Source organism: Flavobacterium limicola, from assembly GCF_003634755.1.
Lineage (GTDB): Bacteria > Bacteroidota > Bacteroidia > Flavobacteriales > Flavobacteriaceae > Flavobacterium > Flavobacterium limicola.
The window spans coordinates 487,309-504,374 of sequence record NZ_RBXA01000001.1 but is presented as its reverse complement, the minus strand read 5'-3'; the positions used below and the strand labels follow the sequence as shown (position 1 = coordinate 504,374).

General features: G+C 31.3%; 16 protein-coding genes. 3 read left to right on the top strand and 13 right to left on the bottom strand.

The window, feature by feature from the left end; all coding sequences use genetic code 11:
- Window positions 1–51: 51 nt before the first annotated feature.
- The 3 genes from BC952_RS02165 to BC952_RS02155 all read right to left on the bottom strand — a co-directional run bounded on the left by BC952_RS02165 (window position 52) and on the right by BC952_RS02155 (window position 3,090).
- Window positions 52–1,035, bottom strand: coding sequence for a UDP-glucuronic acid decarboxylase family protein (locus BC952_RS02165; protein WP_121364059.1), 984 nt, complete (start codon window positions 1,033–1,035; stop codon window positions 52–54).
- Between the two features lie 194 nt (window positions 1,036–1,229).
- The gene (locus tag BC952_RS02160; protein ID WP_121364058.1) at window positions 1,230–1,958 is read right to left on the bottom strand and encodes a class I SAM-dependent methyltransferase; all 729 of its coding nucleotides are present in this window, start codon (window positions 1,956–1,958) and stop codon (window positions 1,230–1,232) included.
- A 16-nt stretch (window positions 1,959–1,974) separates the two neighbouring features.
- Window positions 1,975–3,090: a glycosyltransferase gene (locus BC952_RS02155; protein ID WP_121364057.1), complete on the bottom strand. Its 1,116-nt coding sequence runs from the start codon at window positions 3,088–3,090 to the stop codon at window positions 1,975–1,977.
- A 228-nt stretch (window positions 3,091–3,318) separates the two neighbouring features.
- Between BC952_RS02155 and BC952_RS02150 the strand changes: the two genes are divergently transcribed.
- Entirely contained in the window at window positions 3,319–3,705 is a 387-nt protein-coding gene (locus BC952_RS02150) for a hypothetical protein (RefSeq protein WP_121364056.1), read from the top strand.
- An 18-nt stretch (window positions 3,706–3,723) separates the two neighbouring features.
- On the opposite strand, the gene BC952_RS02145 is transcribed toward BC952_RS02150, so the two are convergent.
- The 9 genes from BC952_RS02145 to BC952_RS02105 all read right to left on the bottom strand — a co-directional run bounded on the left by BC952_RS02145 (window position 3,724) and on the right by BC952_RS02105 (window position 13,517).
- Window positions 3,724–4,860: an O-antigen ligase family protein gene (locus BC952_RS02145; RefSeq protein ID WP_244200078.1), complete on the bottom strand. Its 1,137-nt coding sequence runs from the start codon at window positions 4,858–4,860 to the stop codon at window positions 3,724–3,726.
- A gap of 130 nt (window positions 4,861–4,990) precedes the next feature.
- Window positions 4,991–6,061 (bottom strand): hypothetical protein, encoded by a 1,071-nt coding sequence (locus tag BC952_RS02140; RefSeq protein WP_121364054.1) that lies wholly within the window; start codon window positions 6,059–6,061, stop codon window positions 4,991–4,993.
- A 22-nt stretch (window positions 6,062–6,083) separates the two neighbouring features.
- Window positions 6,084–7,097 (bottom strand): glycosyltransferase family 2 protein, encoded by a 1,014-nt coding sequence (locus BC952_RS02135; RefSeq protein ID WP_121364053.1) that lies wholly within the window; start codon window positions 7,095–7,097, stop codon window positions 6,084–6,086.
- Window positions 7,098–8,420, bottom strand: a complete 1,323-nt coding sequence (locus BC952_RS02130; protein ID WP_244200077.1) for an MATE family efflux transporter — start codon at window positions 8,418–8,420, stop codon at window positions 7,098–7,100. It lies immediately after the preceding gene.
- A 30-nt stretch (window positions 8,421–8,450) separates the two neighbouring features.
- Window positions 8,451–9,437, bottom strand: a complete 987-nt coding sequence (locus BC952_RS02125; RefSeq protein ID WP_121364051.1) for a hypothetical protein — start codon at window positions 9,435–9,437, stop codon at window positions 8,451–8,453.
- Between the two features lie 9 nt (window positions 9,438–9,446).
- On the bottom strand, window positions 9,447–11,126 hold the full coding sequence (locus BC952_RS02120; protein ID WP_121364050.1) for a DUF6909 family protein: 1,680 nt from the start codon (window positions 11,124–11,126) through the stop codon (window positions 9,447–9,449).
- 36 nt (window positions 11,127–11,162) lie between these two features.
- Window positions 11,163–12,650 (bottom strand): GH3 auxin-responsive promoter family protein, encoded by a 1,488-nt coding sequence (locus BC952_RS02115; RefSeq protein ID WP_121364049.1) that lies wholly within the window; start codon window positions 12,648–12,650, stop codon window positions 11,163–11,165.
- A 92-nt stretch (window positions 12,651–12,742) separates the two neighbouring features.
- Window positions 12,743–12,976, bottom strand: a complete 234-nt coding sequence (locus BC952_RS15195; protein ID WP_425269344.1) for an SdpI family protein — start codon at window positions 12,974–12,976, stop codon at window positions 12,743–12,745.
- Window positions 12,977–13,046: 70 nt separating this feature from the next.
- On the bottom strand, window positions 13,047–13,517 hold the full coding sequence (locus tag BC952_RS02105; RefSeq protein ID WP_121364047.1) for a peptidase: 471 nt from the start codon (window positions 13,515–13,517) through the stop codon (window positions 13,047–13,049).
- Between the two features lie 212 nt (window positions 13,518–13,729).
- On the opposite strand from BC952_RS02105, the gene tatA reads away from it, so the two are divergent.
- Window positions 13,730–13,903, top strand: a complete 174-nt coding sequence (gene tatA, locus BC952_RS02100; protein ID WP_066075957.1) for a twin-arginine translocase TatA/TatE family subunit — start codon at window positions 13,730–13,732, stop codon at window positions 13,901–13,903.
- Window positions 13,904–13,944: 41 nt separating this feature from the next.
- Here the strand turns inward: tatA and BC952_RS02095 are convergent, their stop codons facing one another.
- Window positions 13,945–16,068, bottom strand: coding sequence for a Tex family protein (locus BC952_RS02095; protein ID WP_121364046.1), 2,124 nt, complete (start codon window positions 16,066–16,068; stop codon window positions 13,945–13,947).
- Between the two features lie 205 nt (window positions 16,069–16,273).
- Between BC952_RS02095 and BC952_RS02090 the strand changes: the two genes are divergently transcribed.
- Window positions 16,274–16,855, top strand: coding sequence for a hypothetical protein (locus BC952_RS02090; RefSeq protein ID WP_113635747.1), 582 nt, complete (start codon window positions 16,274–16,276; stop codon window positions 16,853–16,855).
- Window positions 16,856–17,066: the final 211 nt, after the last annotated feature.

The following is a 17,066-nucleotide window of genomic DNA, read 5'->3' as shown; positions in this document are numbered from 1 at the left end:
CTCTCGTTACCAATGATTTAAAAACGAATATAAAATTATGTTATTCTTTTGCTATTTAATGTAACCTGAAAAATCTTTATGTTCTTCTTTAGAAAGTTCTTCTTTGGACAACGATTTGAAATAGTCGTAAGTGATTTTCATTCCCTCGGCACGACCTATTTTGGCTTCCCACCCAAGCAGTTCTTTTGCCTTTGTGATATCAGGCTGACGTTGTAAAGGATCATTTACAGGTAAAGGATGATATACTACTTTTTGATTGGTTCCCGTGAGTTTTATAATTTCTTCGGCAAAATCCTTGATGGTGATTTCATCTGGATTTCCAATGTTGACCGGATACACATAATCAGAATGCAATAATCTAAAAATACCTTCTACCTGATCATCTACATAACAAAACGAACGGGTTTGCATTCCGTCCCCAAAAATAGTTAAGTCTTCTCCACGAATTGCCTGACCTATAAAAGCGGGAATTACGCGGCCATCATTAAGACGCATTCTTGGACCATAAGTATTGAAAATTCTAACGATTCGAGTTTCTACACCATGAAACGTATGATACGCCATGGTTATCGATTCCTGAAAACGCTTTGCTTCATCATAAACGCCTCGTGGTCCAATCGTATTTACATTTCCATAATATTCTTCCGTTTGTGGATGAACCAATGGATCTCCGTAGACTTCAGAAGTAGATGCAATAAGGATTCTCGCCTTTTTAACACGTGCCAATCCTAAAAGATTATGCGTTCCAAGAGAACCCACTTTTAAGGTTTGTATCGGAATTTTCAAATAATCTATTGGGCTTGCAGGCGAAGCAAAATGCAAAATATAATCTAGTTGACCCAGAACATGAACAAATTTGGTGATATCATGATGATAAAATTCAAAATTCTCCAGTTTGAACAAATGCTCTATGTTTTTTAAATCTCCCGTAATGAGATTATCCATTCCAATAACAAAATAACCTTCTTTAATAAAACGGTCACAAAGATGTGATCCTAAAAATCCAGCGGCTCCGGTGATGAGTATTCTTTTCATATTGATTTTATAGTTTGGATATCATAGAAGTAATTTATTAAAAGCAAATAATTACTTCTATAATACCACTCTCTTTAACCTCACAGAGAGGATTCTGTCAAAAATAAACTTATCGTTAGGATTGTGAAAGGAATATGAGCAAAATCTTTTATTTCATAACCGTTTATGTTCAATTATTGGTGAAGCAATTTAAATTATTCAATTTTTTCTAAAACAAATACATTATTGAAATAAGCTGTTTTATCAATTGGCAATATTAAACTGAAAAGCACTCCAAGAAAATTAAAAAAGATGATAAAAGGAGTTAGAAAAACCTGTCTTAAGTACTTATTTTCAGGGAGTATATTCTTTATGTAATTTAAATTGAACTGAAAAATAACTTCAATATAATTTCCTGTTTTAAAGTTTTCAATCACTTTGAAACCATTTTTTTGATACAAATGTTTTAAAGCAGGTGTTGTATACCTCGCAAAATCATAAGGCATTTCATGTTCCTCCCACATAAAAGGAGTCGTTATTAAAGCCTTTCCGTTTTTCTTTAAAACTCTATTAAATTCCTTTAATAATTCGTCGATATTAAAAACATGCTCTAAAACTTCGGTGCACAAAAGAGAATCGAACCGTTCATTTTCAAATGGAATTACTTTTCCATCATAAAACTCATCTACTTCATTGTAATTTTGTTCCCTTCCTTCAATTTTATAATCTACACCAATATATTCCTTCACGTTTACAAACAATTTTTTATAAGGCTTCGTTCCACAACCAAAATCTAACAAAGAACCATTAAGTTTATCAGCATTATTTTTTATGGCGCTTCGAATTGATTTCCGAATCAGAAAATTATAATTAATGAAAAACCCAATAATCCCTGGATGAAATTTTTCTTTCTTAATCTTTTGTTTGATGAGCTCTTTATACATTAACTTTTTTTCAATATTATTCTAAATAGATAGATTCCAGTTCAGAAATATTTTCTTTAATATTATAGTTTTCGGAATACGAATTAAACGCATTTTTTGACAACTTATCTAATAATTCTTTATCACTCAATAACTTCAAAATTTTACTTTTAAAACCCTTTATATCTTCATTATCAACAACAAATCCATTATAATTATTTACAATCAAATCTTTATTTCCATCACAATTAGTAACTACACAAGCTTTAGATAATGCTAAACTTTCAATAATAGAATATGGCATTCCTTCATATCTGGACGTTGAAATATAAAACTTAGAATGATTAATAATATGAAAAACATCTGTTCTTTCAGTCCAATTTAAAAGTGTTACGTCATTGGCCATATCTAACTCCTGAATCAACTTTTTAACGGATTCTAACTGACCTGATACTGGACCAACTCCCATTACTATTAAATGAATTTTAGCTTCTTTATTAACTTCATGCATCACCCGTATCATTTGTTCAATATTTTTTTGATATGATGGACGACCAACGGTACAAATGTAATCTTCAGGCCACGTTTTAGAAATGGTTAAGGATTGTATTTTAGTTATAGGTTCAATGCAATTATTGAAAACTATCACATTTCCTGGTTTATAACCAACTTCTTCTATGGCACGCTTTTTCTCGGATGCTGATGTGGCAAGAATTAGACTATTTTCATTGGCAAGAAGCTTTTCAATATTCAAAAAAAGGCTTCTTTTCAGACTGTTTTGCGTGCTTAAATAAGAGAAAGCGTGTGGCGTATAAATCACTTTTATTCCTAATAATCTTCCTGTAATTCGGCCTACAATTCCACCTTTAGCGCTGTGTGCGTGTATCAGATTTGGCTTTTCTTTTTTTAGAATTTTATACGTTTGAAATAATGATTTAATATCATAGAATATTGAAATATCTCTAAAAATAGAAACTTTATATTCTTTTATTGTATTCCCGTTTTTATCAAAAAAAGGTTTTTTCGTGTCTTTTGTTCCATGAATAACAATGTTTTCAAACGAATCAGTATTCATATTTTCTAAAACAAGTCTTAAATACACATCGACTCCTCCTATAGAATGCAATAAATGAACTATCTTTTTTTTAGCCATTTTTTTGATGTAAAAGAATAATAATGATTCGCTATTCTTGGCTCATTTAATAATATAAATCAAATGTATCACAAATTTAATAATTATAAAGTATTGATGTAAATTATCTCATTAGCATCTATTTTAAAAAATATTCCTACTATATATAACTTCTATTAAATTTCTTTGATTAAAAAAAATAACGATATTTACGGAAATTTTGATTTCTATCATTTAAAATAAATTCAAATGAAAAAAACGTTTATGATTGCGACTCTAGTTGCTTTATTTTCATTGTCTTGTGGAAACAAGAAAGAGGAAACGACACAGCAAGATTCCATTCAAGAGGTTGCGCCAAAAGCGTCTAATGAAGTGAAAGTTGAACTAACTGACTTTGACCGTTATGAAGGGAAAATAGTTCACGCCTCAACAGGGCAATGGTATTTAATAAAAGAAGGTGCACGTTGGAGAACAAATTCAATTCCTGCGACTGATGACTATCTTAAAACACTGCCTCCAGGTCCTGACTATGTAGTGGAGAATGTGCCAATAGAAACACTGAAACAGTTTCCTGAGGTTGGAGAAATTCTTCCAAAACTGGAATTTAAAAAAGATGTAATTAAGACCGCTAAATAAGCGGTTTTTTTTGTGTTATTATAAAAAAATATTATCTGCAACCCGCTTGCTTTTTTGTTGAAGCCAATAACTGGCAAATATAGAAATCCATAATCCGCTAAAAACAATTCCATCAAAACGAAGGAGGAAATCATCGGTAAGGTTTGAAATGAAAAACAAAAAAAAGAAAGAAAGTACAACTGCATTTTTTGTCTTAATTCCCAAATAAGCAATAAATCCAATATAAAATAAGGCTACAATTGGTCCCAATATGCCAAATTTCAATAAATAATCTAAAAATTGATTGTGTGTTGGGAACTCATATTTTGCCAGAAATATTTGATTCGTTTCTTTAAAATACTTTACTAATTCTATCTTTCCATCCGATGCTCCTACTCCAAAAGGAAGGTTTTTAAGGGACAATTCCCATGCTGATTTCCAGATGGATAATCGGGTTACAAAAGAACTGTAAACCGCTATTTCGGGATGATCTATGGCATCTAATTTCCCTACTTTATCCATATTCGAAAAAATTTGGGTAGAATACTTCTCTTTCATGAAAGGATTCTTTTGTATGAATAAAAATAAAACGGAGCCAATCAAAAGCAACATAACAATTGCTCTTTTGAATATGATTTTAGAACTATACCTTTTGGAAATTTGGAAATAGCCCACCACCATAAAACCGAACAAAGTACCTAATAATGCCATTCTGGTATTCACATATAAAACAAAAAAGAAAGAGGTTATAAAAAGCACTAAATCTCCTATTTTATACCATTTATTATAATTTGTTTTTGAAGTTTCTAGCAAAAAATAAAGATTAGAAAAAGCTACAAAAGCCAGGTGCATATTAAGAGCCGGTGCATGAATCCCAATACTATCCGAAAATACATAACCCATTTCCCAAAGATGAATCCCATTAAGATATTTAAAGAAATGCTCCGGATACAACATTATAAAACGCACAAAAAAGAATATCATGATAAGTGTTGTACCAATACAATAGGCTTTCAATATTTTAAGAAATTGGATCCGTTGATAATTTCCAATTATAAATATTGGGAAAAAAAGTAATGAAAGACTTTTTTCGAGTGATTTTAAACCAAGAGCATAAGAATCATTATTTCCAAAAAACAACATTTCCATCAAAAACGGAGTTGCTATTACTATCATAATTGGTAGTTGGCTTTTTGAAATCTTTAATTTTTTTACAAACAATAAATTGAAAACTACAAAAACTATCAAGAAAACTGTACATAGTTTTCTGAAAATTAATGTAATCGCAATTAAAAATAATAATAAATTAAATACTTGGTTGAATCTCTTTTCTGAAATTTTCATAATACAATGCAAAATATATTAAAGGAAAAAGGCCTATTTTATGTCTAATGGAAGTACCTAAATCGGGTTCAAATATACCTTGAACTATAAAATAAGCGAACAAAATTAGTAATATCCACAACTCCAGTTGATATTGTTTTCTATTTTTTAAACATCGTGAAAACCTTACAAATAAAATATAAAAAATCAATAATTGCCATACAACAAAGGCTAGAACTTGAGGAGATAAAACATGCTTAATAGCTTCGACTATAGGTACATTTACCGCCATAAAACCATAAACAATACCAAACGCTTCACCATACCAAGTATCTTGAGATATTGGCGAAACAATAGCCGTATTTATATTGTTTTTATTAATCTTATTCATGACATAATTTTCCCTTGTTAGTTTAGAAATATACTCTCCTCTTACAACTCCATGACTCAGCGATAAAAAAATGGCAATCAGTAATCCATAAAAAATAGTAGAAAATGTTTTATTCTCAAATTTGACAAACGATATTACATACATCCCAATTGCAAATATTGGAATCAATAAGTAATAAGGTCTGAAAAACGAAAAACAAGCGATTAAAATCAATGAAAAAATAATTTTGAATCTTGGTTTTTTATTAGACTTAAATATAAAAGGAATGGTGCAAAACATTACAAAAGTTATAAATTCCTTAGTTGGCATAGACATGTATATACCCGTGAGAAGAAGAGCAACATACACCAAACCATTCTTTACATTTAACTTATGGAAGTTTGAAGGCACTCCAATTTTATATAAGATGTAGGTTACTATAGGAAATTGAATTAGGGTAATAACAAAAAAGGAGAAATGTCGCATACCAGTAATTTTATAAAACATAATGGCAAACGGATAACTGCCAAACCAACCTATTTCATGACCTTTGTCAAATATTATGGTTATCGTATCATTAAAATATCGTTCTGGTAAAATATAAGGCGTCAAAAAGGCTATGATTAAATTGCAAAAAAATAATCCTATAAATACTGCTTTATTTCTTTTTATTTTTGTTTTCATGTAAATGATACGTCAATTTTAATCACAATTTTGTTTTTTTATATAATAAATTAACCTTCGCATATATACTCATAAATTGTGGTAACACTGAAAATGGTAAAATTTTATAAAATCTATTTACTTTATTTACCGTGAGGTTTCTTCCTGAAGAAATCAAATTTTTCCATGCAGCAAGATCCTTAATCAGAACTTTTTTATTGGTTGGGGAAAGTTTATCAAAATGCATTAATACTACAACATAATAAAAAGACCAATAGTTTTTTATAGCCAATTGTAGTATCTCTTTGTTATTTTCAATTTCAATTACTCCTTTTTTTACTGACATAAAAATATCCAAAACTACCTTTTCGTTAATATTAAATACTATCGAACCTGGCCTTAATTGCCTATACATATAAAATGATTTAGGATAAATACAGTAGGTCTGCAGATGATTCATTAATTTAGCACACCATTCCATATCTTCACCAATTTTATCTAAAGTGAAAAACAAATCGTAATCTATTAGAATTGCTTTTTTAATTATTTTATTCCAAGCACTAGCGGCATATAAATGATGATAAACCAAATCTAAAGCATCCTCCTCAAATTTTCCAGAAAAATACTTTAATTTGTTTTGATTGTATTTGCATTCTATTCTATTTGAAGAAAAATACCTGCTTTCTTCATGAATAATAATATCAACATTTGTTTTGTATATTAAGTCCGTAATCTCCTGTAATGCATTTTGTCCAACCCAAAAATCATCGCTATCAACAAATATTATATATTCGCCCTTGGCTTCTAACAGCCCTTGATTTCGAGAAGCTGATAATCCTTCATTCTTTTTATTTATTAATACAACTCTCTCGTCCCTGTTTTTATATTCTGAACAAATTGACAATGAGCTATCCGTCGAACCGTCATTAACCAAAATTAATTCAAAATTAGAAAATGATTGTTCTAAAATACTATCTATACATTGATTCAAATACTCTTCAACATTGTAAACGGGTACAATTACGCTAAAAAGAATGTTTCCATTTACCTTTTCCATTTAATGCATAATAATTAATAGTTTGTCTTTTTTATAAATAATAAATGCAGTGATAATATTCCAAAAAAGTAAGCTAGACACAAAAGCAATTGCTGCTCCGGTAAGAGAATATTTTGGAATTAATATAAAATTAAGAATGAAATTAAGAAATACCGCCAAAATTAATACCATTTGAAAAATACGCTGTCTTCCTGTCATGTTCAAATAGATGGTGGTAATTCCAAATAGGGAAGCTACTAACTGACCTGCCATTAATATTAAAAGCGCTTGTTTGGCTTGTATATAATTAGGGCCAAAAAAATGCAGAATACCTTCAGAATAAAAACAAACCAATGCTACAATCGGCACTGTAAGAACAAAAATTAGTCTGGAACTTTGTTTCATTGTGTTCAAAAGAGCAACCTTATTATTATCTGTAAATTGTTGTGCAGTTTTTAAAGAAACAGAAATAAATACAGCGTTATTAATCAAAAATAAAATAGAGACTAACTTCATCGCAATTGAATAATAAGCAACTATTTCGTCTCCTTTGAATTTTTTTAAAAAAACAACATCTAAAGTCATCATCAAAAAAATAGCTACATTACTTATAGCCATTGGGTATGATTTATGGGCAATAAAGGAGTACGAAAAATGATTCGTATCATTTGGCAATGTTGAATCGCCTTTTTGTTTTTTGAAAAGCCAAAAAATAATAATCGTTGTTATTATTGAAAGTGCTACAAATCCTATCAAAAAAGTATCCACCAAATAGTCTTCCTGGTGATAATAAAATAAAACAATGGCGCCAAAAATGACAGTAACATACTTGAAGATGTTTCTAAACAATTCCGCCATATAATCTCTTCCTAACGCCCTTATTGTTTCTGTATTAAGTAGAGTCAAGGAATAAAAGAACAATATGACAACCGCTTTTAATACTAATGTGTAAGTGTTATTATCATTAAAAAAAAAGTGGATCAGACTTTTTCCAAAAAAGAAAAAAAGAATAAATACCACCAAGGATAATAGTAAAATAAGCGAAATAATTTTCTGATAAATTGCCTTTAATTTTTCCGTTTCATTTGTACTTTTTAAAATACCCGCAAAATATAAAATAGACTGATCTGTACCCAAAACACATATACTACTTAAAACCAAAAGGATTTTTTGTATGAAGTCAAATTGACCAATGATTTTTGGGTCGTAATTATGCGTTAAAAACAATGAAAATCCAAAAAGAGTAACTACACCTATAATTCTTAAAAACATCGTTTTTAAACTCTGTAAAACAAATGGATTTTTTTTTATTTTATTGAAACCCATATTGATTTTTTTTTTCAAAATTTCAGGAATTTGTTTTTTTAGAATTAATTAAATCATTTTTGATTTTCTCATTTGATTTTTATAATACCCTAAAAATAAACGAATTAAAATAAATGAAAGCAAAAATAAAATAGGTAAAATCAATTTTAACTTTCCATTGACTGAGTTCGTATTTTCAATATTTAATGTTGAACTATTGTCTTTTATAATTTTATCTAATCCAACTAATTCTACTCTATGAACTCCTTGTTCATTAATTAAAATTTCTTTTGTTTTTATAATATCGTTAAGTTGCGTGTTCTCATTATAATAAACCAATTTATCACTTTTTTGAGCACCATTTACCATATTAGAAAACCCATTCAAAACACCATTTATTTGTGAAATAATAGTGTCATTTTGAATCATTTTTACTTGGATATTATTTACCGTTTCTTTTTGGATTTTTTTATAGTAATCTGTTTCGTTTAAATAATTTAAAATAGGTTCTACAATTTCGGTATTGCTTGTTTGTTTTTTGGTTTTAAAAGTAATCGTATGTAACGTGTAATTCTTACTTGTCAAATTATCTTCGAGGATTTTTTTTATGTCTCCACCTTCTGCCATCAACTTGATTAATTCGAAGTTCTCTTTCTTGTCTTCAATGAATTTATAAACGTCTGTTATGGATTTGATTGCAATTTTTAGTATTTCTTTAGGTTTTTTTATCCCTACAATTTCTTTAAGAAAAATAGTATCCCGCTCTTTAATTTTTGATTCAATCAAGCCAATTTTTGAATATAAATAATCGGTGCTTTCAAAATTTGGAGTAACTATAATTTGATGATCATAGGTTTTTTTTGTCGCATCTAAATAAAACCCTAACCCAACTCCAATTACTAACAAAATCAAAATTAGAATCGCATTTTTTACAAAAAACTGAATACATTTAAATAAAAAAGTATTAATCCAATCAAATAATTTTCCTATTTTTTGAAAAATTTGTGACAAATCAATTTCTTGATCCTCTTGGTTATTGGGTTGGTTATTGTTCATCCTATGTTTTTATTTTACGTTGAAAATTTGTTCCAATATCTTAATCGTAATCAAATATGTTGGCTTCACTCCTGTTGTTCCCAATCCGCCTGAAGCTAATGTGCTTCCAGTTTCCAAAGGATTATCAGAGGCATAATACGCATATCTCACCTTCACATCATGAGGAACACTTTTTCTGATTTTTGATGCAGATTGAATCGCTTTTTGGTAATAAGAACCTTCCATTTCCAATCCGATAATTCCCCAAGTCGATTCATGGAAAAACTTCAATAAATCTCGGTTTTGCAATGAAGTTCCCAAAACGGTAACCATTGGACCTGCAAAAACAGCAATATCATTTCCTTCAAACATATCAGCAGTCAATTCATTTTCGAAAAAATAATTATCCGCCGTTCCTTCATTAATGTGTGCATTCGGAATCATGATATCTCCTTTTCCACCTTCCAAAATTCCAGCTTTTCCCATGATAGAAACCGATTCCACATTCAATAAAGTATCTTTTTTAAACGGTTTCAAAAGCTCATCAATGGTTTCATACGCTTGTTCTCCAAACGCATAATCCATAACAATCAATACTGGTTCTTTATCACCAGTATTCGCCTTAGGAAAAGACGTTTTTGCCCAATCAATTTTGGCGGTATCAAAAATCTGTACATCGATATTTGTTCCTGAAGTATCCGGCAACGTAATCATTCCGCATTTCAACGCAACTTCTTCCACTTGGTTTCGAACCGCATTAGCTCCGGACTTACTCAATTCCTCATAAATAAAGAAATCCGATTTGTCTTTGAACTTGGTTTTCAAAACTTCCGTTGCAAAAATAGAGTTCATCACACTGTGCATGTTGGCACTGATTACGTGAATTGGACGGTCTAAAAGTTGATTTTCTTTCAAAACTTCCTTGATGTTAGTAGCCCAAATTTCACCGTGGATGTGGTGTCCCAATCGTTCTCTCAAAATAGGACTGAAAGTGATTGTTCTCTTATTATCGTCTACAATTTCTTCAATGGCAAGTTTCCCCAACCAAAAGATAACATGCAAGAAACGATCTGGTGCAGCAGCTGAACCAAAAGCGTCATAAATATCCAATACTTCTTCAAATGTTCTTCCCAGAATATTAGCAGCATGCGAAATAGCTTTCTCTTTTTCTACCAAAATCAGTTTTTTCTTTTGAGAAACCGCTTGTTCCAGTTTAAACCAGTCGCGGGAAACCTCACCGGCATCATCCAGTAAAACCCTGTTTCTAATTTTATGTGATTCGATGAAAATAAAGGTCAAATGTGTCAGAATATCATAAATATCCGAACGTCCTCTTGTAATCTCCACATTCATTTGTTCCTCATCGATACGGTAACAATTACGACGTCTTTTTGGCGGTACAATCGCCTGAAAATGCGATTTAGAATACCCTTCATCCGAAGTTAAGTTGATAAATCTACATTCTTCAATTCCTACCGGAAGACGTTCAATTACATATAAAAGTCCGTTCAATTCTACTTTTTCTTCAGCAATATTTCCATAAATTTCTGGTCGCAATGCTAATAATGCTTCGCGCAACGTGTCACCTGAAATCCCCATAGGTTTGTAAAATCCCCTGTTAAAAAGGTGACGCATCGTGATGTACATTTTTTCAATTGCTGCCGATGATTCTTGCGCTCTGGAGCGTGATATATTTTTTGTCTCTTTCATTTTCTACTTATTTTCTAACCTTCAAAGGTAAGACATTTATTTACTTTTTAACAAATCCACTATATTTCTATCATTCGAAAGTCTGGGGATTTTATTTTGACCTCCCAGTTTACCAATCGATTTCATATAGTCCTGAAAACCGTTTTTAACCACTTTGGTGACAACTAATCTTCTTAAAACACTTCCTTTTATTAAGTCATCATAATATATATTACGTATTCGCATTTCATAGTCCAATTGTTGCGCAAAATCTTCTAGGTTTTCAGGTTCATTCTCAAATTCTATAAACCATTCATGGTACGGTAGGCCTTCTTTTGGATTAATCTGCGGGGCAACCGTAAATTCATTTACTTTAACATTGGTATTAACCATTGATTCACTCAGAGCTTGCTCAACTTCAAATCCAATCACGTGTTCGCCAAAAGCCGAAATATAATGTTTGATTCTTCCCGAGACAATTATTCGGTACGGTTTTAAACTGGTAAACTGAACCGTATCACCAATATTATAGCCCCAAAGTCCCGCATTAGTAGAAATTATCAAAACATAATTCACTCCCAATTCCACTTCGCCAATCGTATATCGTTTTGGATTATCAGTGTAGAATTCGTCACTTTTTATAAACTCATAAAAAATACCGGAGTTCAAAAGCAGTAACATTCCTTTTTCTTTTTGTGAATCCTGATATGCAAAAAACCCTTCCGAAGCCGGAAACAACTCAATACTGTCTACTTTTCGTCCAATAAGATTTTCAAATTTGGCACGATACGGTTCATAATTTACGCCGCCGTAAATAAACAAATTGAAATTTTTGAAGATTTCACCCACTGGCTTCCTTCCTTTTTGATACAATTTCTCAAAATACATTTGCACCCAAGAAGGAATTCCGGAAATCACAGCCATATTTTCGTTGAATGTTTCCTCGACAATCGCATTTACTTTGGTTTCCCAATCTTCGATACAATTGGTTTCCCAAGAAGGAATTCTGTTTTTTTGAAGGTATTTTGGAACAAAATGCGCCACGATTCCAGACAATCGACCTAATTTAACGCCATTTTTTTCTTCTAAAATGGGACTTCCTTGTAAAAAAATCATTTTTCCGTCCACAAAATCAGCTTTTCCTGTTTCGTGAATATAATGTAGAATCGCATTCCGGGCAGCCTCAATATGATACGGCATCGATTCCTTAGTCAACGGAATGTATTTGGCCCCGGAAGTCGTTCCAGAAGTCTTGGCAAAATAGAGCGGTTTTCCTTTCCAAAGGACGTTTTTCTCCCCTTTAACCACCTTATCCACATATGTTTTTAACGCTTCATAATCCCGAACTGGAACTTGTTTAGCAAAATCTTTCTCGTTTTTTATTTGGTCAAAATGATGGTCGATACCAAATTGTGTTTGCTTTGCATCTTTGATTAATTTTTGTAAAACCTTCTTTTGCGTTTCAATAGGATTATTGGCCCAAAGTTGTGTTTTCTTGTATATTTTTTTTGCAAATATTTTGGCTGCAATTGATTTTATTGACATTTTTTAAAAATTTGGAAATTTAGTTTTTATTGCCTTTTCGGTGAAATAGAAAATAAAAATAGTACATAAAAGTAAAGAAGAGATCCCCAAAATTAAATTTTGATTCTCATTAAAATCAAAAACAGACCAGCAAAACTAACTACCAGCAATATAAACCCGGATTGTATCATTTTAACGGAAGCGTATTTTTGAGAAAAAGTCCAAACTTCACTATTTTTCATAGAACTTGATGTCCTGTAACCATATAGATAATTGATTTTTTTGGGAGGATAGCCATATAAAATAAAGCCCACTATTATAAAAATACTTCCACAAAGCAATGGCATTTCGAGTAATTGATTAACCCAATTCATACGATTATAAATTATTTGGACTCCTCATTCGATTAATTAAATTTTATTTTTTTTCTTCTTTTGCTACTTGTTCCCGCAATTCCACTTCTTGTTTGGAGGGAGATAAATCAACCGGTGTACTAATTTCATCTGCTGCTTCCAGTATCGAGTCTTTATTAAATTTTGCATATTCTAATTCTCCTGTCAACACTTTCTGAATGGATTTGATATATGCTTCATTTCTTTTCAAGGCTTTTGACAAAGAATCTGATTTTAAAGCCAGTTCCATAGCATCTCTCTTTAATTTTGACGAAGAATATCCTGGTATAAATTCCCGTAAAGGAGTAAAAGCTATAATAAAAGTGGTAACAAATGTAATAATTATTGCTCCTAAAGAGGCTACCACAAAAACGTTCATTAAAGTAAGTTTCAATGAAAAAGTTTCTTCAAATGTATCTTCGTTTAGTATGATTAAACGTCGTTTATTGAATAGTTTTTCTTTAATTTTTTTTCGTTTTTGTCTTTTCTTGGACATATAAATTGATTATTGAACAAATATAACAATTATTGTCGTTGCTTGTATTTCCTTGTTTTTCTTGATTATTACAAACCTAAATTAAGTTTTAATAAATTTTTAACGCAGTTGAAACCAAATAAATGCATCAAAATGAATTTCCGTAAACTAATTCTATATACCTTTGCTTTTAGGTTTATTACAAATTTGCTTCGGCAATAAATTATTCTATCATGGGAAGATTAGGTGTTACAGAAATCCTCGTTATATTAGCGATTGTTTTATTACTTTTTGGTGGTAAAAAAATCCCGGAACTTATGAAAGGTTTAGGAAGCGGAATCAAAGAATTCAAAAACGCAGCCAAAGACGGTCAGCCAGCTGATAAAAAAGAAGAAGAAACAAAATAAAAAAAAGGCTTTTCATAATTTGAAAAGCCTTTTTTTATGGGTTAAATAACCATTGTCAACTGAATTCTCTTTCTATCCTCATCTACTTCCGTTACTTTGACCTGAACATGTTGGTGTAATTTTACCACTTCATTTACATCGCTTACAAAACCTGCCTTGAGTTGGGATATGTGAACCAAACCACTTTCCTTGACTCCAATATCCACAAAACAACCAAAATTGGTAATATTATTAACTATTCCGGATAAAACCATTCCTGTCTTTACATCTTTAATCGTTTTTACATTCGGGTCAAATTCAAATACTTTAGCTGATTTTCTTGGATCTAAACCAGGTTTTTCGAGTTCTTTGATAATGTCTTTCAATCCCAACAAACCTATTTCTGGTGTAATGTAATTTTCTGGTTGTATCAAAGCTGTTTTTTCTTTATTGGCAATCAAATTATTCACCGTCAATTTCAAATCTTTTGCCATTTTTTCCACAATTCCATACGCTTCGGGATGAACCGCTGAATTATCCAATGGATTTTTTGCATTCGAAATTCGGATAAAAGCCACGCCTTGCTGATACGCTTTTTCACCCAAACGAGGCACTTTTTTAAGTTGTTTTCGATCAGTAAAAGGACCGTTTTCTGAACGATAATTCACAATATTTTCAGCAAGCTTCTCTCCTATTCCACTCACATAACTCAGTAAATGTTTACTCGCAGTATTAATGTTTATCCCAACTGAATTCACGCAACGAATTACTGTATTGTCTAATTCTTCTTTTAATTTATTTTGATCTACGTCGTGTTGGTATTGGCCTACGCCAATGGCTTTCGGGTCAATTTTTACCAACTCTGCCAAAGGATCTGATAATCTTCTTCCGATAGAAACCGAACCTCGAACCGTAACATCATAATTAGGAAATTCGTCTCTAGCAATTTTCGAAGCCGAATACACAGATGCTCCTGCTTCTGAAACGATAAAGACTTGAACCGGCTTATCAAAAGCTATTTTCTTGATAAAGAATTCCGTTTCGCGTGAAGCCGTTCCGTTTCCTATTGAAATTGCATCAATTTTATAGGAATTCACCATCGAACGAATTTTTTTCATCGCCATCGCTTCCTCTTTTTGAGGCGCATGCGGATAAATGGTTTCGTTATACAATAAATCTCCTTTTTCGTCCAAGCAAACAATTTTACATCCACTTCTAAAACCTGGATCAATGGCCAGAATTCTTTTTTCACCCAAAGGCGGAGCCAGCAATAACTGCCCTAAATTATTCGCAAAAACCTGAATCGAATTGGCATCAGCCTTGGATTTAGCTTCTTGCAAAGCTTCATTAGAAATGGCTGGATTCAGTAATCTTTTATACGAATCTTTGATTGCTAATTGAACATGCGACGTAGTTTTATTTTGGCCTTTTAAAACTAACGCATCAATAATATCATAGGCTTCATCGATATCAACTTCTATTTTAAACTTAATAAAACCTTCATTTTCGGCACGAAGCATGGCTAATAATCTGTGCGAAGGTGCTTTAGTCAACGGTTCTGACCAATCGAAATATTGACTGAATTTCTGTGCTGCTTCGTCGTCTTTTTTTGTTTTTACAACTTTAGTGGTAATGGTGGCTTTGCGTTCGTATAATCTTCGAAGTTGCTTTCGAACATAAATATTTTCATTAATCCATTCGGCTATAATATCTCTTGCGCCTTGTAATGCCGCATCTTCATTGATGATATTTTCGTTCAAATATTTTGTCGAAATAAAATCGACATCATCATTATCCTGCGCCATAATAATTTTGGCTAATGGCTCCAATCCATTTTCTCGGGCTGTATCGGCTTTTGTTTTTTTCTTCTTTTTAAAAGGCAGATAAAAATCTTCTAATTCCTGTAAATCGAAACTTTGTTGGATTTTTTTCTCTAATTCTGGACTAAGCGCATTTTGTTCCTGAATCGATTTTAAAATCGCTTCTTTGCGTTTTACAATCACTTCATATTCCTTCTGAAATTTGGCAATTTGCTCAATAAAAACCTCGTCCAAATTACCGGTTTTATCTTTCCGATAGCGTGAAATAAATGGAATGGTACAATCCTCTTGTAATAATTGAACGGTATTTTGAATGTTTATAGCTGCTGTAGCAACATGTTTTTTGATATAATCGATGTTTGTCATAATGCTGACCATTTAGGCGGATATAGATTTTAATGAAAAAACAAAAATACATTGTTTTTTAACCAATTTTAAGCTTGTTCAAAATATAATTAAATTTTAATGTTGTGAATCGTAAATTTTTGACTAATTTTATAAGTCCTTGATTTACAGATATTAAAATCCTACTAACTATGAAAAGTAAGTAAACAATTAATACCTCACAAATATGGAAACTACTACTATTAAACGTTTTTTGCTAATTGGATTAGCGTTAACATTTTTGTCATTTGAATTACCGTCTGGTTGGTTTAAATCGGGAAGTGATCCAAACAGCTATGACATGAGAGTCGAAAAAGGAGCAGGTTACGACGGGAAAAATGCCGCAACAATTCAATCTATAATGCCTAATATTTCGGGATTTGGTACACTTATGCAGAGTTTTACCGCCGAAAAATATCTAGGCAAAAGAATCCGACTTTCAGGATATGTAAAAACAAAAGATGTTGCCGGTAAAGCTTGCTTTTGGTTGCGAGTTGAAAAAGCAAATTCCCAACAAATACTTTCGTTTGATAACATGAATGATCGCCCTATAATTGGCACAAATGACTGGAAAAAGTATGAAATTGTAGTAGATGTTCCTGCAACTGCTTCAAAAATTTCATACGGTGCATTAGTGCGAGGAACAGGAAAAATCTGGTTTGATAATTTGAGCTTCGAAATTGTAGATAGTTCCGTGGAAACAACCGGAAAGAAAATTGAAAAATCAGAAAAAATTATAGAACCTACCAATTTAAATTTTGATGAATAGTACTTCTGAATTTTTAATCCGATTAGTCACAAAATGAAATTCCAATCTCTAAAAATTATGTTTTTAAGATTGGAATTTCTGTTTTATGAAACTATTTTTTTATGCTTTTAAAAAAATTGAATTACACCCAATGCTTCATATTTTTAAGCACATTATTCTATTTTAGAACATTGTATTTTGTTCCCATTTATTGTTGCTAAAGCACTATCTT